The organism is Micromonospora sp. URMC 106 (assembly GCF_051386395.1).
GTDB lineage: Bacteria > Actinomycetota > Actinomycetes > Mycobacteriales > Micromonosporaceae > Micromonospora.
This window is the reverse complement of sequence record NZ_JBPQTP010000020.1, coordinates 55,178-76,535: the sequence shown is the minus strand read 5'-3', so window position 1 is coordinate 76,535 and position 21,358 is coordinate 55,178. Positions and strand designations below refer to the sequence as shown.

At 74.4% G+C, this 21,358-nt stretch carries 22 protein-coding genes; 10 read left to right on the top strand and 12 right to left on the bottom strand.

Annotated elements, in window-relative coordinates:
* Positions 1–26: 26 nt before the first annotated feature.
* Positions 27–548, bottom strand: a complete 522-nt coding sequence (locus ACSNOB_RS09840; protein ID WP_436686284.1) for a nuclear transport factor 2 family protein — start codon at positions 546–548, stop codon at positions 27–29.
* Between the two features lie 127 nt (positions 549–675).
* Between ACSNOB_RS09840 and ACSNOB_RS09835 the strand changes: the two genes are divergently transcribed.
* Entirely contained in the window at positions 676–1,710 is a 1,035-nt protein-coding gene (locus tag ACSNOB_RS09835) for a DUF5937 family protein (RefSeq protein WP_436686282.1), read from the top strand.
* Here ACSNOB_RS09835 and ACSNOB_RS09830 read toward each other — a convergent pair.
* Positions 1,641–2,483 (bottom strand): helix-turn-helix transcriptional regulator, encoded by an 843-nt coding sequence (locus tag ACSNOB_RS09830; protein WP_436686280.1) that lies wholly within the window; start codon positions 2,481–2,483, stop codon positions 1,641–1,643. The genes ACSNOB_RS09835 and ACSNOB_RS09830 overlap by 70 nt on opposite strands.
* Positions 2,484–2,586: 103 nt before the next feature.
* Here ACSNOB_RS09830 and ACSNOB_RS09825 point away from each other — a divergent pair, with 103 nt between their 5' ends.
* The gene (locus ACSNOB_RS09825; protein ID WP_436686278.1) at positions 2,587–3,342 is read left to right on the top strand and encodes an SDR family oxidoreductase; all 756 of its coding nucleotides are present in this window, start codon (positions 2,587–2,589) and stop codon (positions 3,340–3,342) included.
* A 343-nt stretch (positions 3,343–3,685) separates the two neighbouring features.
* Here ACSNOB_RS09825 and ACSNOB_RS09820 read toward each other — a convergent pair whose 3' ends face one another.
* Positions 3,686–4,186, bottom strand: a complete 501-nt coding sequence (locus tag ACSNOB_RS09820) for a GNAT family N-acetyltransferase (protein ID WP_436686277.1) — start codon at positions 4,184–4,186, stop codon at positions 3,686–3,688.
* Between the two features lie 157 nt (positions 4,187–4,343).
* Between ACSNOB_RS09820 and ACSNOB_RS09815 the strand changes: the two genes are divergently transcribed.
* Genes ACSNOB_RS09815 through ACSNOB_RS09805 form a run of 3 tightly spaced genes read left to right on the top strand, consistent with a single transcriptional unit; the run spans position 4,344 to position 6,794 of the window.
* Complete coding sequence (locus ACSNOB_RS09815) at positions 4,344–4,898, top strand: NADPH-dependent FMN reductase (protein WP_436686275.1); 555 nt, start codon at positions 4,344–4,346, stop codon at positions 4,896–4,898.
* Between the two features lie 28 nt (positions 4,899–4,926).
* Positions 4,927–5,940, top strand: a complete 1,014-nt coding sequence (locus ACSNOB_RS09810) for an ATP-binding cassette domain-containing protein (protein WP_436686274.1) — start codon at positions 4,927–4,929, stop codon at positions 5,938–5,940.
* The gene (locus tag ACSNOB_RS09805; RefSeq protein ID WP_393102668.1) at positions 5,937–6,794 is read left to right on the top strand and encodes an ABC transporter permease; all 858 of its coding nucleotides are present in this window, start codon (positions 5,937–5,939) and stop codon (positions 6,792–6,794) included. The genes ACSNOB_RS09810 and ACSNOB_RS09805 overlap by 4 nt, the downstream gene beginning before the upstream one ends.
* Positions 6,795–6,856: 62 nt before the next feature.
* Here ACSNOB_RS09805 and ACSNOB_RS09800 read toward each other — a convergent pair whose 3' ends face one another.
* Together ACSNOB_RS09800 and ACSNOB_RS09795 are read right to left on the bottom strand one after the other, a co-directional pair.
* Positions 6,857–7,021 carry a hypothetical protein gene (locus ACSNOB_RS09800; protein ID WP_436686273.1) on the bottom strand — a complete coding sequence of 55 codons (165 nt, stop codon included), beginning with the start codon at positions 7,019–7,021 and terminating at the stop codon, positions 6,857–6,859.
* A 97-nt stretch (positions 7,022–7,118) separates the two neighbouring features.
* Positions 7,119–7,997 (bottom strand): RNA polymerase sigma-70 factor, encoded by an 879-nt coding sequence (locus ACSNOB_RS09795; RefSeq protein ID WP_436686287.1) that lies wholly within the window; start codon positions 7,995–7,997, stop codon positions 7,119–7,121.
* Positions 7,998–8,256: 259 nt separating this feature from the next.
* On the opposite strand from ACSNOB_RS09795, the gene ACSNOB_RS09790 reads away from it, so the two are divergent.
* Positions 8,257–9,024: an SDR family NAD(P)-dependent oxidoreductase gene (locus ACSNOB_RS09790; protein ID WP_436686272.1), complete on the top strand. Its 768-nt coding sequence runs from the start codon at positions 8,257–8,259 to the stop codon at positions 9,022–9,024.
* Positions 9,025–9,190: 166 nt separating this feature from the next.
* Here ACSNOB_RS09790 and ACSNOB_RS09785 read toward each other — a convergent pair whose 3' ends face one another.
* From ACSNOB_RS09785 to ACSNOB_RS09770, 4 genes are all read right to left on the bottom strand, one after another.
* Positions 9,191–12,580, bottom strand: coding sequence for an ATP-binding protein (locus ACSNOB_RS09785; RefSeq protein ID WP_436686271.1), 3,390 nt, complete (start codon positions 12,578–12,580; stop codon positions 9,191–9,193).
* 164 nt (positions 12,581–12,744) lie between these two features.
* Complete coding sequence (locus ACSNOB_RS09780) at positions 12,745–13,146, bottom strand: hypothetical protein (RefSeq protein WP_436686270.1); 402 nt, start codon at positions 13,144–13,146, stop codon at positions 12,745–12,747.
* The gene (locus ACSNOB_RS09775) at positions 13,143–13,403 is read right to left on the bottom strand and encodes a hypothetical protein (RefSeq protein ID WP_091097231.1); all 261 of its coding nucleotides are present in this window, start codon (positions 13,401–13,403) and stop codon (positions 13,143–13,145) included. Before ACSNOB_RS09775 ends, ACSNOB_RS09780 begins: the two co-directional genes overlap by 4 nt.
* Before the next feature lie 16 nt (positions 13,404–13,419).
* Positions 13,420–14,103: a hypothetical protein gene (locus ACSNOB_RS09770; protein WP_436686269.1), complete on the bottom strand. Its 684-nt coding sequence runs from the start codon at positions 14,101–14,103 to the stop codon at positions 13,420–13,422.
* A gap of 323 nt (positions 14,104–14,426) precedes the next feature.
* Between ACSNOB_RS09770 and ACSNOB_RS09765 the strand changes: the two genes are divergently transcribed.
* Both ACSNOB_RS09765 and ACSNOB_RS09760 read left to right on the top strand, forming a co-directional pair.
* Complete coding sequence (locus ACSNOB_RS09765; protein WP_393102673.1) at positions 14,427–14,648, top strand: hypothetical protein; 222 nt, start codon at positions 14,427–14,429, stop codon at positions 14,646–14,648.
* Between the two features lie 43 nt (positions 14,649–14,691).
* A complete protein-coding gene (locus tag ACSNOB_RS09760; RefSeq protein ID WP_436686268.1) occupies positions 14,692–15,012 on the top strand; it encodes a GYD domain-containing protein in 321 nt (106 codons plus the stop codon).
* A gap of 48 nt (positions 15,013–15,060) precedes the next feature.
* On the opposite strand, the gene ACSNOB_RS09755 is transcribed toward ACSNOB_RS09760, so the two are convergent.
* A complete protein-coding gene (locus tag ACSNOB_RS09755; RefSeq protein ID WP_436686267.1) occupies positions 15,061–15,987 on the bottom strand; it encodes an S-4TM family putative pore-forming effector in 927 nt (308 codons plus the stop codon).
* A gap of 250 nt (positions 15,988–16,237) precedes the next feature.
* Here ACSNOB_RS09755 and ACSNOB_RS09750 point away from each other — a divergent pair, with 250 nt between their 5' ends.
* Entirely contained in the window at positions 16,238–18,748 is a 2,511-nt protein-coding gene (locus ACSNOB_RS09750) for a hypothetical protein (protein ID WP_436686265.1), read from the top strand.
* Between the two features lie 238 nt (positions 18,749–18,986).
* Here ACSNOB_RS09750 and ACSNOB_RS09745 read toward each other — a convergent pair whose 3' ends face one another.
* Entirely contained in the window at positions 18,987–19,496 is a 510-nt protein-coding gene (locus ACSNOB_RS09745) for a peptidase inhibitor family I36 protein (protein ID WP_436686264.1), read from the bottom strand.
* Positions 19,497–19,812: 316 nt separating this feature from the next.
* Between ACSNOB_RS09745 and ACSNOB_RS09740 the strand changes: the two genes are divergently transcribed.
* Positions 19,813–20,718 carry a cellulose binding domain-containing protein gene (locus ACSNOB_RS09740; protein ID WP_436686263.1) on the top strand — a complete coding sequence of 302 codons (906 nt, stop codon included), beginning with the start codon at positions 19,813–19,815 and terminating at the stop codon, positions 20,716–20,718.
* On the opposite strand, the gene ACSNOB_RS09735 is transcribed toward ACSNOB_RS09740, so the two are convergent.
* Positions 20,709–21,302: a TetR/AcrR family transcriptional regulator gene (locus ACSNOB_RS09735; RefSeq protein WP_436686261.1), complete on the bottom strand. Its 594-nt coding sequence runs from the start codon at positions 21,300–21,302 to the stop codon at positions 20,709–20,711. The two genes, ACSNOB_RS09740 and ACSNOB_RS09735, sit on opposite strands and share 10 nt — an antisense overlap.
* Positions 21,303–21,358 lie beyond the last annotated feature (56 nt).

Genomic DNA, 21,358 nt, shown 5'->3' with positions numbered 1-21,358 from the left:
GCCCCCCCCCGCTGGCGGCCCCCGGGTCAGATCCGGCCCACCGAGTCCTGGTTCTGCAGCACCAGCCACCGGCCGTGCTGGTACGTGTAGCTCACCCCGATCAGCAGCGGAACCCGGGTCCCGGTCGCCGGCACGGCGTACACGGAGTCGAACAGCACGAACCCGGTGCGGCAACCCACCACGGTCCGCTTGGCGACGCTGAACGACTGGGTCCAGGAGTCGTCGGCGAAGAACCCGCGCAGCCAGTCCACGGTGGCCTGCTTGCCGTCCAGGACCTCCCCGTCCGAGGCGAAGACGGAGGTGACGTCGGGGTGCAGCAGCGCGGCGAAGCCGTCCAGGTCGCGCCGGGCGGTGGTGTCCACGTACGCCCGGACGGCGCGGTCGAAGGCGCGCTCGCAGCCGTGGGCGGTGGCGTCGCCGCCCGCGGCCGTCGCGCCGCCGGGAGCGGCGGCCGAGACGGTCGCGGTCAGCAGGCCGGCGGCGAGCCCGACCAGGGCGAGGGTACGGCCGAGCCGAGCGGCGGTACGGGCGGCGGCGGGTGGGCGCATCGGGTGCTCCTTCGCGACGGGTGGGTCTGCCGGGGCAGCCAACCCCGCCCGCGGCACGCCCGGCCAGTGATTCGAACCGGATCGAACGCCGGCTCTGCGCGAGCGTGGCCGGCGGTACGATCCGCCTGTGCTGGTCGCGCATCTGGACGGCCCGACTCTCGCCCGGCTCCGCCTGGCGACCTCACCGGCGGCGGAGGTGACGTCGTGGCTGCAGGCCGCGCTGTCGCGCTTCGGGCACCCGGTGCACGGCGATCCCGGCCCGGCCGCCCGCGCCGCGCTGCGGCACCGCGACGTGGCCCTGGTCGCGCAGCTGGTCACGCCGCCCGGCCGGGTCGGCTACACGCCGGACCTGCTCACGCCGAAGCCGCCGCTGGGCCCGCCCGACGCCGTCCTCGACGAACAGTTGGCGCAGACCGCCGCGACGCCGGCCGGCGAGGTGGCCGTCCAGGTGCACGAGCGGTTCCCGGCCGGCCGGATGCCGGCGCCCGTCCGCGCGGCGGTCGAGGACGGCACCCTCGCCCGGCGGGTCGCCGACGGGCTGCGGCACTTCTGGCGGGCCGCGCTGGCCGACCAGTGGCCGGCGCTGCGGGCCACGTTGGAGGCGGAGCTGGCACTGCGGGCCACCGCGATGGCGACCACGGGGGTGGGCAGCGTGCTGAACAGCCTGCACCCGAGGGTGGCCTGGACCGGCCGGGCGCTGACCATCGACAGCTCGTACCGGATCACCACGGCGCTGGCCGGGGCGGAACTGGTGCTCGCGCCGTCGGTGCTGGCCTGGCCGCGGATCTCGACGCAGCTCTGCGACGCGGGCAACGCGGTGCTGGTCTACCCGGTCGGCGCCGGTCGGGCGGGCCAGCACCGGGACGGGCTCGGTGAGCTGGTCGGCGCGAGCCGGGCGGCGATCCTGGCGGACCTGGACGTGCCCCGGTCCACCCGGCAGCTCAGCGAGCGGCACCGGCTGGCCCCGGCGACCGTCTCCTACCACCTGGGCGTGCTGCTCCGTTCCGGCCTCGTGCTGCGCAGCCGGGACCGGCACAGCGTGCTCTACCGGCGCTCGGCGCGCGGGGAGGGGCTGGTGGGCCGCCGGTCGGATCAGGCGGCGACGCGCTCGGCGAGCCGGCGGAACGCCGCGTGGGTGGGCGAACCCGGCTCGGGGACGTAGACGATCACCCGCTGGCCGGTCTCCGGCACGTTCAGCACCCGGCACTCGAACTCCAGCGGCCCGGCCTGCGGGTGCGCCACCCGCTTGACCACCGGGCGGCGTTCCTCGACGTCGTGCTCGGCCCAGAACCGCGCGAACCGGGGCGAGGTGCCGAGCAGCTCCGTGACCAGCTCCGCGAGGCCCCGGTCGGTCGGGTAGCGGCCGTAGGCGGCGCGCAGGTCGGCGACCGTGCCGCGGACGAAGCGCAGCGTGTCCGGGTCGGACCAGTGCGCGTCGCCGGCGGACCGCCGGAACATCCAGCGGATCATGTTGCGTTCGGCGTCGGGCACCGCCGACAGGTCCCCGACGAAGTGCTCGGCCAGCCGGTTCCAGGCCAGCACGTCGTACCGGGCGTCGACCACGTACGCCGGGGTGTCCGCCATCGCGTCGATCAGGTGCCGCAGCCCCGGGTCCACCTCCCGGCTCGGCCCGGGCGTCGGCGGCGGGCTCTGCCCGGCGACCCGGAACAGGTACGCGCGCTCGTCGCGGGTGAGCAGCAGCGCCCGGGCCAGCGCGGCCAGCACCTGCCCGGACGGGTGCGGGCCGCGGCCCTGCTCCAGTCGGATGTAGTAGTCGACCGACATCCCGGCGAGCTGGGCCACCTCCTGCCGGCGCAGGCCGGGAATGCGGCGGCGTACCCCGTCGGGCAGGCCGACCTCGGCGGGGCGCAGGCGGGCGCGGCGGGTACGCAGGAAGGCCGCCAGCTCGTCGCGGCGCAGCCCGGTGGTCGTCATGCCCTCCAGCCTGCCGTACGCGCCGGCGGCGAGGGTGGTACCGCCGGTCCCAGCCTCGGCCGGTCTCTCCCCGGCGCCCCGCCCCGTGGGCAGGCTCGACGACATGACGACGAACATGATCGCCCTGGTCACCGGGGCGAACAGGGGAATCGGCCTCGCCACCGCCCGGCAGCTCGGCGCGCGCGGGATGACCGTGCTGCTCGGCGCCCGGGACGCCGAACGGGGACGGGCCGCCGAGCGGGAGCTGCGCGACGGCGGGGTCGACGCCCGCCACGTGCCGCTGGACGTGACCGACGCGGAGTCCGTGGCGCGGGCCGCCAAACTGGTCGAGGACGGGTACGGCCGGCTCGACGTGCTGGTCAACAACGCCGGCATCGCGCTCGCCGACGGCGACCGGGGGTTGCCGAGCGAGACCACCGTCGACACGCTGCGCCGGCTCTACGAGACGAACGTGTTCGGCGTGGTGGCGGTGACCAACGCGCTGCTGCCGCTGCTGCGCCGGGCGCCGGCCGCGCGGATCGTGAACGTCTCCAGCGAGGTCGGCTCCATCGCGCTGATGACGAACCCACAGGGCGCCTTCTTCGCGCTGACCTCGGTGCCGTACCCGTCGTCGAAGGCGGCGCTGAACATGCTGACCGCCATGTACGCCAAGGAGCTGCGGGACACCCCGATCAAGGTGAACGCGGCGAATCCGGGTTACTGCGCCACCGACCTGAACGGGCACAGCGGCTTCCGCACGGCGGAGCAGGGCGCGGAGGTGAGCGTGCACCTGGCGACGCTGCCGGCGGACGGGCCGACCGGGCTGCTCTGGGGCCACCAGATGGACGCCGGCGGGGGCTACGGCGTGCTGCCCTGGTGACCCGCTGACCCGTCCGCTCCCGCCTGCCCTCGGAAGACGGGCCCGCCCGCGACCCTCCGGTCGCGGGCAGGCCCGCCGTGGAACGGGATCGGCCGCGGCGCCCAGCACCGTGTTCCCGTCGGAGTAGAGGGACAGCCGGTCGTGCTTGCCCGGGTACTGTCCGTAGCGTCCGTACGTCTCCCCCGGGCCCGCCTTGTCGGCCGGCGGCCGGCCCAGCGGCGGTTCGCCGCCGACGCGGCCCGCCGGGCGCCGCCGTGTGCCACCCGCCCGGCGGCCCTCTGGCCGGCCCGGCGGCCTCGTAGCCGGCCCCGCGGCCCGGTCGGTGCGGGCCGCGCCTGCCGGGCTACGCGGTCAGGTCGATCCGCCAGTCGTTGGAGCGCATGAGGTGCCCGGGCGGGAACTCGAACTCCGTCTCGCCGAGCAGGGTGAAGCCCGCCTTGCGGCAGACCGCGTTGGACGGGGCGTTGTCGACCGACGGGTAGGCGTGCGCGTAGCGGTGGGTCCGCCGGGCGCGGGCCACCGCCACCGCCGCGCGCACCGCCGCGGTCGCCAGGCCCCGGCCCTGCCATCCGGGCAGGATCGCCCAGCCCAGCTCGTAGACCCGCTGGTCACGCCACTCGCGCTCCCAGTAGCCGACGCTGCCCACCCGGGCCCCGTCGGGCAGCACCACGGCGTACATGCGGCCCTGGCCGGTGTCGCCGAAGCGCACGTAGCGCCCGTGCCGGGCGACGACCTGCTCCTCGGTCTCCGGGCCTCCGGTGTGCGCCCGGATCTCCGGCGTGTTGAGCCGCCGCAGCAGGTCGAGGTCGTCTTCGCGCCACGGCTCGATGCGCACGTCGGTCATCGGGTCCCCCTCTTCCTTCGGGTGCAGTCAAGCAGCCACCACCGACACTCCGGCGCGCGCGGCGGCGCCTGGCGGGGCCGCCAGATCGGATCTCGCGGACCGCCGGGCGCCGTCTCGCGCCTGTCGGGTGGGACCGGAGCAGCCGGGAGGAGGAACCATGGAGGCACTGCGGCTCGCCGTGATCATCGGCAGCACGCGGGAGGGCCGGGCGGGCGACCGGGTCGCCCGCTGGTTCGTCGACCGGGCGGAGCGGCACCACGGGCTGGCGGTGACGGTGGTCGACCTCGCCGACTACGACTTCCCCGCCGGCTATCCGGCGGAGGCGACCCCGGCGATGCGGTCGTTCGCCGAAGAGGTGGGCCGGGCGGAGGCGTTCGTCGTGGTCACCCCGGAGTACAACCACAGCTTCCCCGCGTCGTTGAAACAGGCGATCGACTACGCGTACGACGAGTGGCAGGCCAAGCCGGTCGGTTTCGTGTCGTACGGCTGTGGTTCGTTCGGCCTGCACGCGGTCGACCAGCTCCGGACTGTCTTCACCGCCCTGCACGCCGTCACGATGCGCGACGTCGTCGGCGTGGACCTGCTCTGCGGCGAGCCGACTCCGCTGGCCACCGACCAGCTACGCCGCGCCGCCCGCGTCCTGCTCGACCAGTTGTGCTGGTGGGGCCTGGCACTGCGCGACGGCCGCGCCGCGCGCCCGTACGTCTCCTGACAGTTTCGCGAAGGAAAGGGTAGGGATCATGAATAGACGCAGCACCGGCCCGGCCATCGAGGCCGAGGGCCTGGCCAAGTCGTTCGGGGACACCCGGGCGCTGGACGGCCTGGACCTCACGGTGCCCGCCGGCACCGTCTACGGGGTACTCGGCCCCAACGGGGCCGGCAAGACCACGGCGGTACGGGTGCTGGCGACGCTGCTGCGCCCGGACGGCGGGCGGGCGCGGGTGTTCGGGCACGACGTGGTGGACGAGGCCGACGCCGTGCGGGCCCGGGTCAGCCTCACCGGCCAGTACGCCTCCGTGGACGAGGACCTGACCGGGCTGGAGAACCTGATCCTGCTCGGCCGGCTGCTCGGGCACCGCAAGCCGGCCGCCCGGGAGCGGGCCGAGGGCCTGCTCGCCGCGTTCGGGCTGACCGACGCGGCCGAGCGGCAGGTCAAGAAGTACTCGGGCGGCATGCGGCGGCGCATCGACATCGCGGCGAGCATCCTCAACACCCCGGACCTGCTGTTCCTGGACGAGCCGACGACGGGTCTGGACCCGCGCAGCCGCAACCAGGTGTGGGAGATCGTCCGGGCGGTGGTGGCGCACGGCACCACGGTGCTGCTGACCACGCAGTACCTGGACGAGGCCGACCAGCTGGCCGGCCGGATCGCGGTGGTCGACCACGGCCGGGTGATCGCGGAGGGCACCCCGGGCGAGCTGAAGGCGTCCGTCGGGTCCGGCACCGTCCACCTGCGACTGCGCGACGCGCACCAGCGGCCCGACGCGGAGCGGCTGCTGCGCGCGGCGCTGGACGTGCCGGTGCAGCTCGAACCCGACCCGGTGGCGCTGACCGCCCGGGTCGGCGGCGAGGGCGGCGAGCTCGACGCCAGCGAGCAGGCCGCCCGGGTGCTCGGCGACCTGGCCCGCGCCGGCATCGTCGTGGACAACTTCTCCCTCGGCCAGCCCAGCCTGGACGAGGTCTTCCTGGCCCTGACCGACCACCCGGCGGTCGGCGCCGACGAGCGGGACGAGCAGCTGGAGGCAGCCCGATGAGCAGCAACGCCACCACCACGACCGGGCCGGCGCCGTCGGTCTACGTACCCTCGGCGGAGGCGCTGTCGACCGTCCTCGCGCCCGGCGCCCGGCCGGCCCGACCGAGCCCGCTGTCGGCGTCGCTGACGTTCGGCTGGCGCGCCATGCTGAAGATCAAGCACGTGCCGGAGCAGCTGTTCGACGTGACGGCGTTCCCGATCATCATGGTGCTGATGTTCACGTACCTGTTCGGCGGCGCCCTCGCCGACAGCCCGCGCGACTACCTGCAGTTCTTCCTGCCGGGGATCATGGTGACCAGCGTCGTGATGATCACCATGTACACCGGGGTCGGCCTGAACACCGACATCGAGAAGGGCGTCTTCGACCGGTTCCGGACGCTGCCGGTGTGGCGGCCCGCCGCGCTGGTCGGCATGATCTTCGGCGACGTGCTGCGCTACGTGCTGGCCGCCGTGGTCATCCTCGGCGTCGGGCTGGCGCTGGGCTTCCGCCCCGACGGCGGGCTGCTCGGGGTGCTGGGCGGCATCGGCCTGCTGGTGGTCTTCTCGTTCGCGTTCTCCTGGGTGTGGACGTTCTTCGGCCTGGTGCTGCGCAGCGAGAAGTCGGTGATGGGGGTCAGCATGATGGTGCTGTTCCCGCTCACCTTCCTTAGCAACGTCTTCGTCGAGCCGGCCACCATGCCCGGCTGGTTGCAGGCGTTCGTGAAGGTCAACCCGATCACCCAGCTCGTGGCGTCGGTGCGGGCGGTGATGTCGGGGGCGTCGGACGCGTCGAGCACGATGTGGACGCTGGCGTGGAGCGCCGCGTTCGTGGTCGTCTTCGGCACCCTGACGATGTACCGCTACAACCGCCGCTGATCCGCACCGGCGACGGGCACCGCCACGGAGGTGACGGTGCCCGCCGCCGATGCGGTGGCCGGCTAGGAGTCGACCGGGACGGTGGTGGTCGTGCCGCCGGCGGTGGTGACGCGTACCTGGGTGGCGTCGGCGGGGAGCAGCGCCGCGCCGCGCCCGGCGTCGTGCCACCGCCCGGCGCCGACCCGGTAGCTCAGCGCCGCGGACGAAGTCGTCGAACCCCGTGCCATGCGGATCTCGCATCTACCCTCCTGGTCTCTCAGTCAGCAAGGCACCGCGGAGGGGTGCGGGGTCTACCGGCGTTGCCGATCATCATCGCGCTGACGTTCAGCGGCTCAAGGCGATCTCCCGATCGACACGCGACAGCTTCTCGGGATTACGTACGGCGTACAGCCCCGTGACGAGGCCGTCGTCGATGCGCACCGCCACGACGGTGTCGATCTCGCCGTCACGCCGAAGTATGAGCGCCGGGTGACCGTTGACCTGTACCGGCCGCGGCGACAGCCTGTCGGCGATCCTGCCCGACCCGGCGGCGAGCAGCCGGGCCACCGTGTCTGCGCCCACGACGGGCGTCACCGCGGCCCGCACGATCCCACCACCGTCGGTCAGGAGGACGACGTCCGGCGCGAGGATGTCGAGCAGGTGTTGCAGGTCGCCGGTTTCGATCGCCCGCTGGAACGCGACGAGCGCGTCTCGGGCCTGGCCCGGCGAAACCGCCCCGCGAGGTCGCCGCGCGGCGACGTGTCCCCGTGCCCGGTGGGCGATCTGGCGGACCGCGGCAGGGCTCTTGTCGACCGCTCCCGCGATCTCGTCATATCCCAGATCGAAAACCTCGCGCAGCACGAACACCGCCCGTTCGGTCGGCGTGAGGGTCTCCAGCACCAGCAGCATCGCCATCGAGACGCTGTCGGCCAGCTCGACGTCCTCGGCCACGTCGGGCGCGGTCAGCAGCGGCTCGGGCAACCATGGACCGACGTAGGACTCCCTGCGGCGGCGCAGCGTCCGCAACCGGTCGAGCGCCTGGCGGGTGGTGATTCGGAACAGGTACGCACGGTGATCCCGCACGGCGTCGAGGTCGACGCCGACCCACCGCAACCAGGTCTCCTGCAGGACGTCCTCCGCGTCGACGGCCGAGCCCAGCATCTCGTAGGCGACGGTGAACAGCAGGTTGCGGTGGGCGAGGAACGCGTCGGTCGCGGACACCATGGGATCGCCACCAGCCGGCAACCCGCCGGCGTCCGTTGCTCGCTCGCCCTGCTCGCTCATGGCTGGCTCCTGCCTGTCCGCTTCCGTCCGTGCCACCCACCAGACGCCGGTGTCCACCATCCTGTGACGCCCCTGACCGGTGACGCGCGTCTCGCCATCGCGCTGTCACAGGAAGTGGAACGCCGCCATCTCCATGTCCGTAGGGACGCCGCGCGAACGATCCGTGCGGCACGCAACTCCACGAAGAGGGAGCCTGGTCGTGAACGAGCACACCACACACCGGACGGTCGCGCTGATCACCGGGGCGAACAAGGGGATCGGCCGCGCGGCCGCCGAGCAACTCGCCGCGCTGGGGATGACGGTCCTGATCGGTGCCAGAGACCCGCGGCGCGGCGAGGAGGCCGCCTCGGCGCTGCGCGCGGCAGGCGGCGACGCCCACGCGATCACCCTGGACGTCGCCGACGCGGCCACCGTTCGGGCGGCCGCCCGGCAGGTCGAGGAGCGCTTCGGCCACCTCGACGTGCTGATCAACAATGCCGGCATCACCGGCTCCGGGCAGGTCTCGCCCGCCGACGCCACCGACCAGGTTCCCAGCTCCGTCGACCTGGACATGGTCCGGGCGGTGTTCGAGACCAACGTGTTCGGGGTGGTCGCCGTGACCAACGCCATGCTCCCGCTGCTGCGGCGCTCGCCGGCGCCGCGCATCGTCAACGTCAGCAGTCACGCCGCGTCGTTGACCCTCACCAGCGACCCGGACGGCCCGTTCGCGGCGCTGCTGCCGTCGGCCGCGTACACGCCCTCCAAGACCGCGCTGAACTCGTTGACCGTGCAGTACGCCAACGAGCTGCGGAAGGACGGCATCCTCGTCAACGCCGCCGCCCCCGGCTACGTCGACACGGATATCAACAACCACACCGGGCATCTCACGCCCGCGCAGGGCGCCGCGGTGCTGGTGCGCCTGGCCACGCTCGGCGCGGACGGGCCGACCGCCGGGTTCTTCAGCGAGGACGGCCCGCTGCCCTGGTGATGGCCGCCCTGGGCACCGGCACAGGGACGGTATGGACCTGCTGCGCGCCGGTGGCCGTGGCGAACGCCTCGGTGAGGCCCTCGACGGGTGTGTTCTTGGTGGTCACGCACCATTGACCGTCGTCGGGGGCCCCGACGCCCTCCCGCACGCATCGGGCGTCGTCAGATCAAAGGCGCCAAGGAAGCGGCTCGGGCGGGAGGTAGCGGCAGGTGCCGCCGGTGGAGACGGTGTCGCGCAGGTGGGCGGCGAGCGCCGGGTGCCGGTCGTCGAGCTTGCGCAGCACGTCGCGGATGCGGGCGGTCACCGTCTTGCGGGCGCGTTCGGCCTCGTCGCCGAGGCGGCGGCTGCGGCCGGCGAGCCCGGCGGCGGCGCGCAACTCCGCGAGCAGGGCCGCCCGCTCGGCGTCGAGGGCGGCCACCTTCGCCTCGTCGTCGCGCCCGGCGGCGCGGTCGATCTCGGCGTCGAGCCGGGCCAGGTGGCGCCGGTAGCGGGACTTCGCCTCGTCGTCGAGGACCGGGTCGCCGCCCATCCGGCGTGCGGCGACGAGTTCCGGGCCGGCGGCCGGGTCGAGCAGTTCGACGGCGGGCACGTCGACGCCGGGCCGGCCCAGCAGCAGGTGCAGGTCGTGCAGGCCCTTGGCGTCGGGCAGGTGCACGATGGTGCCGGCGTAGCCGAGCTGCCAGACCGGGCCGTCGCGGCGGAACTCGTACGCCTCGACCGGCGGCTGCCCGACGACGGACCCGGCGGACGGGACCGACCCCTGCGGCCCCGACGCCACCGGCGCGGCCCCGGCGGCCGGTACCGGTGCGGGCACAGCGGCCGGCATCGGTGCGGCGGCCGGGACCGGCACGGCGGTTCCGTGCCGCCGCCCGTCCGTGGCGGCCGGGTGCCGTCCCGCCGGCAGGTCGGCCGGCGCGGGTGCCCCGACCGACCGAGCGGTCACCTGGCGCATGCCGAGCGCGGCGGCGTCCCGGACGGCGGCGGCACGCAGCGTGGTGGCCGCCGCCACGTCGCCCGGGCGGTCGCGCCCGGTCAGCGCGTCGGCCAGCGCGACGCGGGCCAGCACCGACCAGGGTCGGGCACCCATCGCGTCGGCGGAGTCGCGGGCCGCGGCGAAGCCGGCCACCGCGTCGTCCCAGCGCCGCTCCGCCGCGTCGACGGCGGCCAGCCAGTGGTCGACGGGGCCGCTGACGTCGCAGCCGAACAACGCCGTCATCCACTGCCCGCGGTGCGGGCGCAGCGTCTCCCGCGCCTCGGCGCAGCGGTCGGGGTCGCGGGTCACGGCGGCGACCTGGGCGCGCAGCCGCAGCCACAGGGGTGCCACCATCCGGCTGTACGTGGTGCCGTCGGCCTCGATCCCGGCGGTCAGCCGCAGTGCCGTCGCGCCGTCGCCGCGCTCGGCCGCGGTGATGGCCCGGACCACCGGCAGGTAGGGATGGTCGCCGGGGTCCAGCCCGTCGAGCAGCGTGTCGGCCTCGTCGTGCCGGCCCTGCAGCAGCAGCCACGACCAGCGCAGGTGGTGCCCCATGAAGGCTGACTCGGACTGACCCCACTCCGACAGCTCGTCCAGCTCGGCGAGCAGCTCGCCGGCACGGGTGAAGTCGCCCCGGAAGCCGGCGATGATGCCGTCGTCGATGGTCGCGCCGATCCGGTGCCGGGCGTCGCCCTCGCGGGCTCCGGTCACGAACGTGGTGAGTTCGTCGTGGTACCGCGGATCGCCGAGTTCCAGCAGCGCCACCCAGCGCAGCGAGGTCGCCCAGAGCTGGGTCTCCCGGTCGCCGGTGCGGCGCGCCACCTCGCGGATCTCGGCGGTGATGGCGGCCCGGTCGGCGGCCGTGCCGAGCCCCCAGGTGGTGTCGTGGCGGGCCCACAGGCTGAAGGTGAGCGCCTCGTCGTCGTGGCCGCGCCGGGCGAGCGACTCGGTGGCGGTGATCAGGTCGGTGACCAGCGTGCCGACCCCGGCGGTGGCGTCCGGCTCGCCGATCAGCCGCCGGTACGCCTCCCGCAGCAGGCCGTCCGCGTCGGTGGTGCGCACGGAGCCGGACTGGTGGCGGTGACGGTGGACGGTGAGGGCGGCGCGGGCCAGCACCACCGGATCGTCGACCGTCAGCGCCAGCGTGGCGGCCTCGGCGACGAGTCGCTGGGCCTCACCGTTCTCGCCGCAGTGGTACAGCAGTTGGCCCAGTTCGACCATGATCTTCACGCGCCGGGTCGGGTCCTCGGCGACCTCCAGCGCCCGGCGGAAGTGGACGATCGACTCGTCCACGGCCAGCCGGCCGCTCGCGTCCCGCGCGGCGGCCAGCAGCAGTTCGGTCGCGCGGGCCGGGTCGAGCGCGTCGCCGGCCAGATGGGCGTGGCGAGCGAGGTCGGCCGGGATCAGCCGCTCGGCGAGCGCGGCCGACCCGTCGACCGCCCGGACCACGGCGGCGTGCCGGGACCGCCGGTCGTCGTCGGTGATCCCGTCGTAGAGGGTCTCCCGGACCAGGTCGTGGGCGAAGGCGAAGCGGCCGCCGCCACGGGCCAGCACGAGCCGGGCGGTCACCGCGCGGTCGAGGAGCCGGTCGACCTGCGCCGCCGGGGCGCCCGCGCCGGCCGCGAGGACCTGGCGGTGGAACTCGCGGCCCAGCACGGCGGCCACGGTGAGCGCCTCGACCACCGGCGCGGGCAGTTGGGCGAGCCGCCGCCGCACCGCCTCGCGTACGCCGGGGGCGATCGTGCTCACCTGGCCGTCGGTGCGCCACAGCCGGGCGGTCTGCTCCACGAAGAACGGGTTGCCGCCGGTGCGCCGGTGCACCTCGTCGACGAGGTCGACGTCCGGCTCGCGGCCGGCCGTGCGAGCCATCAGCGCGCCCACCTCGTCGCGGGACAGGCCGGTGAGGGTGATGCTGGTCGCCTTGGCCACCAGCGGCATCAGCAGCGGGCGCAGCGGGTGGTCGGCGGCCTCCACCTCGGCGTCGCGGTAGGTGCCGACCAGCAGCAGCCGTTCGAACCAGGTGTGCTGGGCGGCGAACCCGAGCAGCCGCATCGAGGCGGGGTCGGCCCAGTGCAGATCGTCGAGGACGACCATGACCGGCCGGCGCTGGGAGACCGCGACCAGCGCGGTGGTCACCGCGTCGTAGAGGTCGAACTCCTCCCGGTCGGCCTGGTCGTCGCCGCTGCCGCCGGCCGGCCCACCGATCGCCTCGCGGATCGCCTCGCGGATGTTCCGGTCGGCCGCCGCGCCGGTCGTCTCGCCGAGCAGGGCGGCCAGGCCCGGCTCGGCGGCCTCCCGGGCCACCGCCCAGTCGTCGGGCGAGCGGCGCAGCCCGCGCAGCACCTGCACCCAGGGCCAGTAGCCGGGCGCGCTGTCGGAGTCCCAGCAGGCCGCGCCGAGCACCAGCGCGCCGCGCTGGCGGGCCTCCCGGGCGGCGGCGGTGACGAGCGTGGTCTTGCCGATGCCGGGTTCGCCGGCGACCAGGACGAGACCGCCGTGGCTGGCGGCCGCCCGGTCGACCTCGGCGCGCAGCAGACCCGCGGGGTGCTCCCGCCCGATGACCTCGCCGAACCGCGGCTCCATGACGCCCCCGACGGTAGCGGAAACGTCGGACATCCCGTCGCCTCCGACCCGCCGCCCGGAATTCCACCGGCACGTCGAACGGTGGCCGGCCTCCTGCCGGCCCGGCCGCTGACCCGCTGCGGCGGCAGCCGGGGACAGCGGGCGCCTGGGCGCGGTCCGGATGGTCAGCGGGCGTCGGTGACGACGTGGGAGCAGGCGGCGCAGGCCGCGCGGCCCTGCTCGGCGTACCACCGGCAGGTCCGCCGGATCGCGCAACGCGGCAGGTCGGCCTCAGCCGGCCCGGCGGTGTCGCGGTACGAGGCGGCCACCCGTTCGCCCAGACCGCAGTGCTCGCCGGTCCAGAACCCGCACCTGCCGGTGACGCACGGGCCGGCGAGCCGGTACCGGGACTCGACCGGCGCGTCCGTGCCGGCCTGGGCGAGGGCGACCTCGGCCGGCAGCGGCGGCGTGACGTAGGCGACCCGACCCGCCGGAGTGATCATGCCGAGGAAGACCGTGGCGTTGGCCGCGGGGGTGCTCGGGCACATCCGCTCCGGCGGATCCGGCCGGTGGACGGGGTGCGTCACCGCTGCATCCAGAAGCCGAGGTCGTTGATCTTCTGGCCGAGTTCCTCGGCGAACGGGCCGTCGATCAGCCACAGCCCGTACCACTCGGGGCGCAGCTTGATGTTGGCGTGCCCGACGGCGAGCGGGTTGGTCAGCTTGCTGCCGGCGACGGAGAGCGCGTTGAGGCCCGCCTTCTGGATCTCGCCGGCGATGAGGCTCTGCTGTTCGGTGGTCAACTCGACGCCGTCGACGACGAATCGGAACTCGCTGCGTGCCATGTCCTACCTCCGATGGTCAGTACGATTCGGTCCGCAGCCCGCGCCGCAGACTCGCCCTGGTGAAGGCCGCCCAGCCGGAACGGGAGGCGGGGTCGGCGGCATGCCCGGCCCGGCGTACGTGCTCCCGCCAGTCGCTCGCCTCGGCGGCGCGCAGCCCCCACAGCTCCCGGCAGGCGGCGACCGCGAACGCGACCTGCTCGGCCGAGCCGGTCCAGCCAGCCGAGCCGTCGGTCACCCGCAGCGCGCCGCCGGTCCCGACCCGGACCGACGGGAAGTGGTGGTGCAGGCTGGCCAGGGTGGCCAGGTGGGCGGCGTCCGCCCGGCCGGCCGCGAAGGCGTCCCGTGTCTCGTCGTCGCGGCTGATCCGGATCGCGTGCAGCGTGAACGCGTCGCCGTGCGCGCTCACCGTGCCATCGACCTCCACCGGTGTGCTCCAGTTCCGGGGTGAGTTGGCCGACCAGAAGGCCAGCCAGGCGTCGAGGCGTTCGTGGAAGTCGGCCTGGAAGCGGGCCGGTCCGCCGGCGAGCCGCGCCGTGGCGATCCGGTCCCGGGCGAGGAGCGGCTGGGCGGATCGCGGCGGGGACGCTCCCCCGGCGGGTGGCGCGGCGTGCGCGGCGGTCGCTCCGGCGACGGTGACCGCCGAGGCCGCGGCGGCGCCGAGCAGGATCCGCCGGGACAGTGGGGTGAGGGAGTCGGTCATGGTCCGCCTTTCCTGGACGGCCTTTGCCCGACACGCTATCGACCGACATTGATCAGGAGAATCGTCGTTCTATCGGTAGCGCGACAGGGATTGCGGTGATCGACGGCGGCGCGGATCCGAATCTTGTGCCGTCGGTCGGTTTTCCGCCCGGAGCGGGTCGGATGCCCGCTTTCCCGCTGTCGAGCATCCGCGCCGGGGTGACCACGGGGGCCCACCGCGCCCCCGCCCACCGCCGACGACGCCGGTCTCCTGGCAGCCCCGCAGTCCCGAGGGCCAGCCCTGTGGTGACGACTAGCCGCCTACGGACCGGGTACGCGCGGCGCATGGGTAGCCACAAGGAGAACAAGCACGATCCCGGCGGCGAGTCGGCGCGCGGCCGGCGGCATCCGGGCAGCGGCGCGCGGGGCCACCAGGGCTCGCCCGTCGAGCACTCGCCGAAGGCCCGGCACCTGCGCACCGCGACCGGATCGGCGGGATCGGAACGCGACCAGGGGCGGGCGAAGGTCGAGGGCGGCGAGCGGGTCCAACGGCGGGGGACGAGCTGAGCCCCGGTACGCGGGCGACAGATCCGCGGGAGGTGAGGACGGCGTGGCGAAGTTCCTGTTGAAGTCGACCTACACGGTCGACGGGATCAGAGGGCTGAACGCCGACGGCGGCAGCAGACGCGTCGAGGTCGTCCGGAAGATGGTCGAGGGCGCCGGCGGGCGGATGGAGTCGATGTACTTCGGTTTCGGCGCGGACGACACCTACGTGGTGTGCGATCTGCCGGACCACAAGACCGCGGCGGCGCTGGCCATCGACATCCGGGCGGCGGGCGGGGTGGACACGCGGGTCACCCCGATCCTGACGGCCGAGGAGATCGACGAGGCGACCCGGGAGCGGCTCGAATACCAGCCTCCGGGCCGGTGACGCCGCCCTTCGACGGCCGGTCGCCGGAGTCGCTGGCGCGGGCCGGTCTCAGTCGGCTCTCGCGACCGGATTCCGGGCGTGCAGCAGCTCGGCGAGGCTGGCCATGGCGGCCTGGAAGTCGACCCGGTCGCTGGAGTGGTACCGCCGGAAGAACCAGTCGGGCACCCGCGCCTGCACCTGCCTGCTGTGGAAGATGAGGTCCTGGACCTGCCGGGCCAGGACCAGCGAGTCGCCGGTCGTGGCGGCGGGGTCGCCCCGGGAAACCGCCGTGGCGATGTGCCGCTGCACGACGGACATCGCCCGGTCGCGCTCGGCGGCGACGTCCCGTTGACCCCGATAGATCTCCAGGCCGAGGAGCAGCGCGCCCAGCGACGGGACGAACCACCGCGACAGCAGGTCGGAGACCGTCAGCCCGGTCGCGACGCCGAACACGACGCCGGCGGCCGTCCACGCGCCGACGCCCGCCAGCACGGCGTACGCGTAGCGGCGGCGCAGCCGGGCGCCCCAGCCGAGGTTCTGCTGCTGGCAGGCCAGCACGTCGTACGGGTGGGGCAGGGGCGGGATCTCGTAGTAGTCGCGGAGGTACTGCTCGTCGCCCCGGAAGGCCCGCTCCAGCCGGCTCACCTCCGCCGCGCTGAGCCCGTCGCCCACGGCCACGGTGTTCCACTCCAGACCGAAGAGGCGTACGTCGAACATCTCCTGGAGGACGGCGGCGCGCCGGATCTGCCCGCGCGACCAGGAGGCGAGGCCCACCGCGTTGACGAGCGCCCAGAGCGCGCCCACCGCGGTGACGGCGGTCGCCGACACGCCGGTGAAGGCCACCACCGCACCGGCGACGCCGAGGGCGACCGAGAGGGCCATCCGCAGGTTGTCCAGCCGCTGGGCCCGGGTGTGGCAGACCGACATCGCCCGCAGCAGGGCCATCATCTCGGGCCGGGTCTGGCGCTTGAGCAGGGAATCGGTGCACTCCGTCATCGCGGCCTCCCACTCGGGTGCCCGATTCTATATCCAGGCCGCTAGATGTGACCGATCGTGCCGAAATCGCAGCCGAAGGTGATCTAGTGGTTACTTTTGGGTAAGTACGTGGCGGAGCGCCGACTAGTGCCCCGTTCGCCCGAAAGTTGAGGTAGCTTTGCCTCCGCGCTCACCAGCGCCCACCCCTCCGGACGATCCACCCCGCTCGTCCACCCCTCTTTCACTCCTCGTGGAAGGTCCAACGACGGACATGGGCGACGGTCTCGACGACCTCGAAGGCTACGCGCCGGATGCGACAGTCGCGGCGGCGCTGCGGGACTGGGCCAGTCACCTGGGCGGGATGGTGCACCGCCCCCGCCGGCCCCGCCGCGCCCGCGGCTACACCCCGGCGCTGCTGTTCACGATCATCCTGAAGCTGCCCGGCGGTCCCGGGCGCTTCACCGGGCGCAAGCTGCTGGTCAAGGTGCTGCCGGCCGCCGTCGCCGCCCGGCGCGAGCCCGGGCGGCACGAGCGCGCGGTGCGGTCCTCCCCCGGCTTCGCCGAGCGTCACCTCGTCCGCCAGCCCTATCCCCCGCACCCGCTGGCCGACGGGCGCTTCCTGATGTTCCAGGAGGTCGCCAACGGCGCGGACGACATGGTGACGCTGCACGACCTCGACGACGAGGAGATCGTCCCCGTCATCCGCACCGTGTGCGACCGGGTGCTCAACGACTGGAACAGCGGCGGCCGGCAGACCGCCACGGCGACCGTCACCGAGTACGTCCGGCGGGAACTCGCCGCCCTCGACGCGCTGGACGACGTCCACGACGCGGTCCGCGCCCTCGGCCTGCCCGGCCCGGAGACGCCGTGGCTGGTGTGGGACGGCGCGCTGGTGCTGCCCAATCCCCTCCGGACGCTGCGGGCCGGGCCACCGTTCGGCGCCGACGAGCTCGACTACCTGTACGGCAACTCCCACGGGGACCTGCACGGCGGCAACGTCCTCGTGCTGCGCGACGCCGAGGAGCGGCTGGTGCCCGGCACCTTCCGCCTGGTGGACCTCAACACCTTCGAGGACGCCGCGCCGCTGACGCGGGACCTGGCCACCCTGGTCCTGACCACGGTGCTGCGGCACGTGGCGGACCTGCCGCCCGACCAGGCGGAGGCCCTGACCCGGCACCTCATCTTCCCGACCAGCCGGCGCCCGCCCCGGCTGCCCCCGGTGCTCGCCGAGCTGGTGGAGGCCGGCCGCCAGGTGGGCGACGCGTACGCCCGGACGGACAACTGGGTCTCCGAGTGGCGGGCGCAGTACCTGCTCTCCCTGCTGTGCCAGGCGCTGACCTGCTGCACCTACGACAACGTGGCGGCCGCGGCGCGGCGGTGGTGCTTCGTGCTGGCGGCGTGGGCGCTGGAGGCGTACCGGCGCGAGTTCCACCCGCTGGCCGAGCCGCCCCTGGCCGGGGTCACCCCGGCGAAGGACACCGGCGGTGGCCAGCCGGCGACGATCGTGGCGCTGGACAACGAGCACCCGTCCCGCTACGAGCGCTCGGGTCAGCCCAACAGTCGCGCCCCGCTGGCCCGTACGCAGGTGGACCTGTCGTGGCAGCCGCCGCACGCGGCGCTCTCCGTGGCGCCGCCGACGGTGGACGGCCCGGTGGGCCGGCACGGCGCCGGACCCGCCCCGGCGCCCCGGCTCGGCACGGATCCGGCCCTGCCGCTGTGGCCCGACGCGGGGGGCAACCAGCCGGCGTTCCACTCCCGGCCGGGCGGCGAGAACGCCGCCGCGCCGTACCTGCGGGCACCGGCCGCCGGCCCCCGGCTGTTCCGCGGCAGACCGGCGCCGCGCCACCTCGTGGCACCCGGCAGGCGGCGCGTGCCCCGCTCCCGCCCCGCCCCGCGCGGCGAGCACCTCCCGGCCGCGCCGGCCCGGACGGCGGTCCGGCTGCCGGCGCGGGTCACCGTCCTGCTCGGGGTGGTGGCCGTGCTCGGCGGGGTGCTCGTACCGACCATCACCCAGAACCCGCCGCAGGTGTTCGGCCGCCGGGAGTCGCCCACCCCGCCACCGAGGGAGGAACCGCCGACCTCGCCCGGCGGCACGGAGCACACGGGCGCGCGGCAGCCGCTGGCCGACCTGGCGCAGTCGGTCGCCCGGCTGGTGGAGCCGCGCGCCGACGGGGCGTACGCCTTCGTCTGCCTGCGGGTCTGGTCCCCGGAGGACGTGGGGCCCGGCGCCGACGACCTGCGGACGTACCGCGAGGAGCGGCTGTGGTGGAACTCCCGCCTGGCCGGCCGCCGGACCGTCACCGCGGTCACGGACGGGCGACGGTCGCCGGACCCGTCGGTCGTACGCTACGGCGAGGGCGACCTGACCGAGGTGCCGCCGCGCCCGCCGGCCGACCCGGCCGACCTGCGCGACCATCTGGCGCGGCAGTTGGGCGCCCTGCCCCCGGAACAGCGCGACGCCGCCGGCATCCTCCAGGTGATCGCGAGACTGAACCGCTACCACCCGCTCGACGCGGCGGAGAGGTCGGCGCTGCTGCACCACCTCGCCGACACGCCCGGCATCGAGAGGCGGGGCGCCTACCCCGACCGCGCGGGCCGGCCGGGGCTGGCGTTCAGCGCCGACGACCGGCAGGGCCGCCGCGAGACGCTGCTGTTCGACCCCGGCAGCGGCCAGCTGCTCAGTCACGAGACGACCAGGGTGGTCGACGACTCCGTCCTGGGCCATCAGCTCTTCCTCAGGCGCGGCCGCACCGACACGCTCTCCGGCCCGAGCTGCGGCTGAACCCGAACCGAGCTACGGAGCTGCGGCTGAACCCGAGCCGAGCTGCGGAGCTGCGGCTGAACCCGGGCCGAGCTGCCGGGCCGGGGCTGGTCCGAGCCGGTCCGAGCCAGGGCCCGGCTGGTCCGCGCCGCGGCCGAGCGCGGCCGGAACCGGGGTCGAGCGCGGCCGGAGCCGGAATCGAGCATGGCCGGAGCCGGGGTCGAGCGCGGCCGGAGCTGTGGTGGTGCCGGCGGCGCGGTCAGACGCAGCGACGCTCGACGTAGTTGGCCCAGTTCCGGTAGGGGCTCGCGTCGCTGCGGACCCGGTTCGCCGCGCCGACGTCGAACAGGCGGGTGCCGTAGTAGTAGAACGAGACGGACCCGCTGCCGAGGTTGTAGTGGGCCGACTCGATGCGGTACTGCCACTGCCAGGTGAAGAGGCCCTGCCGGCCGCAGTCGGAGAGGCGGCCCCGGGGATAGCCGTAGTTGGGCCACTCGTAGAAGCAGAACCAGCCCAGGGGGCAGTCGGCCACGCCGTACGTCCCCACCGGGGCGCGGAGGGTGACGACGAGCGCGCCGCCGCCGTAGCTGATCTCGTTGTCGTTGATCGGCGTGCCGCCGGGATGGGCGGCCAGGTATTGCCGCAGTTCCTCGCGGGCGGCGGCCCGGTCGCGCACGGCGGCCCAGGCCGATGCCGGCGTGGTCACCACGACCAGGGCGCAGGCGAGCACCGCCGCGAGGGCGGCGCGGAAACGGATTGCACTGACCATTCGACACCTCGCGATGTGGGCGCGCAGGAGACGAGCGAAGGGCCGCCGGCCGGGTGGCCGGCGGGCCGCGGGTCGAGCCGGGGCGGCGGTGATGCCCGGTCAGGATAAGAACCCAGATCGACTGATTGCTATCAATGTCCTGACAGCGATTGCGCACCGTGCCGGAACGGCCGACCGGAAAGCCGCCGCCCCTCCGGCACCCTGCCACCCGCAATTTCCCTCCCGTAAATTCCGGACCTGACCGCTGCCGGGACGTGACGGGGACGCGATACCTAATGATTGATAAACATGGATCTAACCTTCTAGCATCGTCACCATGAGTGCCCGCCGCGTCACCACCGTCGCCGCCCTCGCCGGGCTGCTGAGCCTGCTCGCCGTCGGCGCCGCCCGGGCGGACGACACCCCGGCGCTCACCACCCCCGGCAGCCCCGTCGTCGTCGCCAACGAGCCGCACCGCCTCGCCCTCACCTGGACACCCTCGGCCTGGGTCGGCGAGCCGGGCGGCGGAGAGCCGATCACGTACGAGGTGCGGGCACAGCTCGGCCCGCACGTCTACCGGGCCCTCGGCAGCACCACCGGCACCGCCCTTACGCTGACGAACCTGGCTCCGGGCAGCGAGTACCGCCTGGTCGTCAGCGCCTACACCCTCGGCGGCTACTCCGACCCCTCCCCCGTCACGCCGGTGCGCACCGCGTACGGGCGGGCGAAGGTCAGCTATCTCAACCAGGACTGGTCGCCGACGAACAACCAGATCCAGCACGCCCTCCAGGTCACCAACACCGGCGGCGAGCCGCTCGACCTGGCCACCGTGCGGGTGCGCTACCACCTGACCTTCGAGGGCGGCAACACCTCACTGGTGCCCAACTGCGACTGGGCGGCGCTGGGCTGCGACCGGATCCAGCGCACCCTGACGTTCTTCCCGCCGCCGCTGCCACCGTCCCCGCCGCCCGGCGGCACGCCCACGCCCACCCCCACGCCGACCCGCTACCCGCTGCCGGGCACGCCGATCCCCGGCTGGGTGGAACTGACCTTCACCGACGGGATCCTCGCCCCCGGCGCGTCGACCGGCCCGATCCAGCTGCGCCACCACCGGCACGACTGGACCGCCATCGACGAGCGGGACGACCCGAGCTGGCGTGCCGCGACCGGCCAGTGGGCCGACAACAGCCGGATCACCCTCGACGTCGACGGCGTACGCGAGTTCGGCGACACCTACGCCTGACGCCCCAGGGCCTGGATCGCGACGTCGATCGTGGTGGCCAGACGTGCCGGGTCGTGGCCGGCGCGTTCGCGCACCCGCAGCCCGAGCACCGTGGTGAACAGCAGTTCCACGGCGGCGTCGGTGTCGAGGTCGGCGGGCAGTTCGCCGTGGTGACAGCCTTCCTCGAGCAGTGACCGCAGCGCCTGCCGGGTGACCTCGAAGGCGGCCTCGGTCCGCTGGCGGACCTGGGCGTCGGTGATGCCGAGCTCGGTCGCCGTGTTGACCACGAAGCAGCCGCGACCGGCCTCGCCGTCGGAGGGGCAGGAGACCAACCACAGCATCCAGTCCCGCAGCACCTGGCGGACCGGACGGCCGGCGGCGTCCAACCGCTGCTCGGCCTGGGCGGACTCGGTGGCCCGGTAGTGGTCGAGCGTGCGCAGGAACAGCGTGTGCTTGTCGGTGAACGTCCGGTACAGGCTGCTCGGCGTGAGCTTGAGTTCGGCGCCCAGATCCCGCACCGAGGTGGCGTGGTAACCGCGACGCCAGAACAGATCGGTCGCCCTGACGACCGCGTCCTGCTCGTCGAACTGACGGGGGCGTGCCATGGCCGCCACTCTACCAAGCTTGTGGAGCGATCGTTCCCATACTAGGGTCACCGACG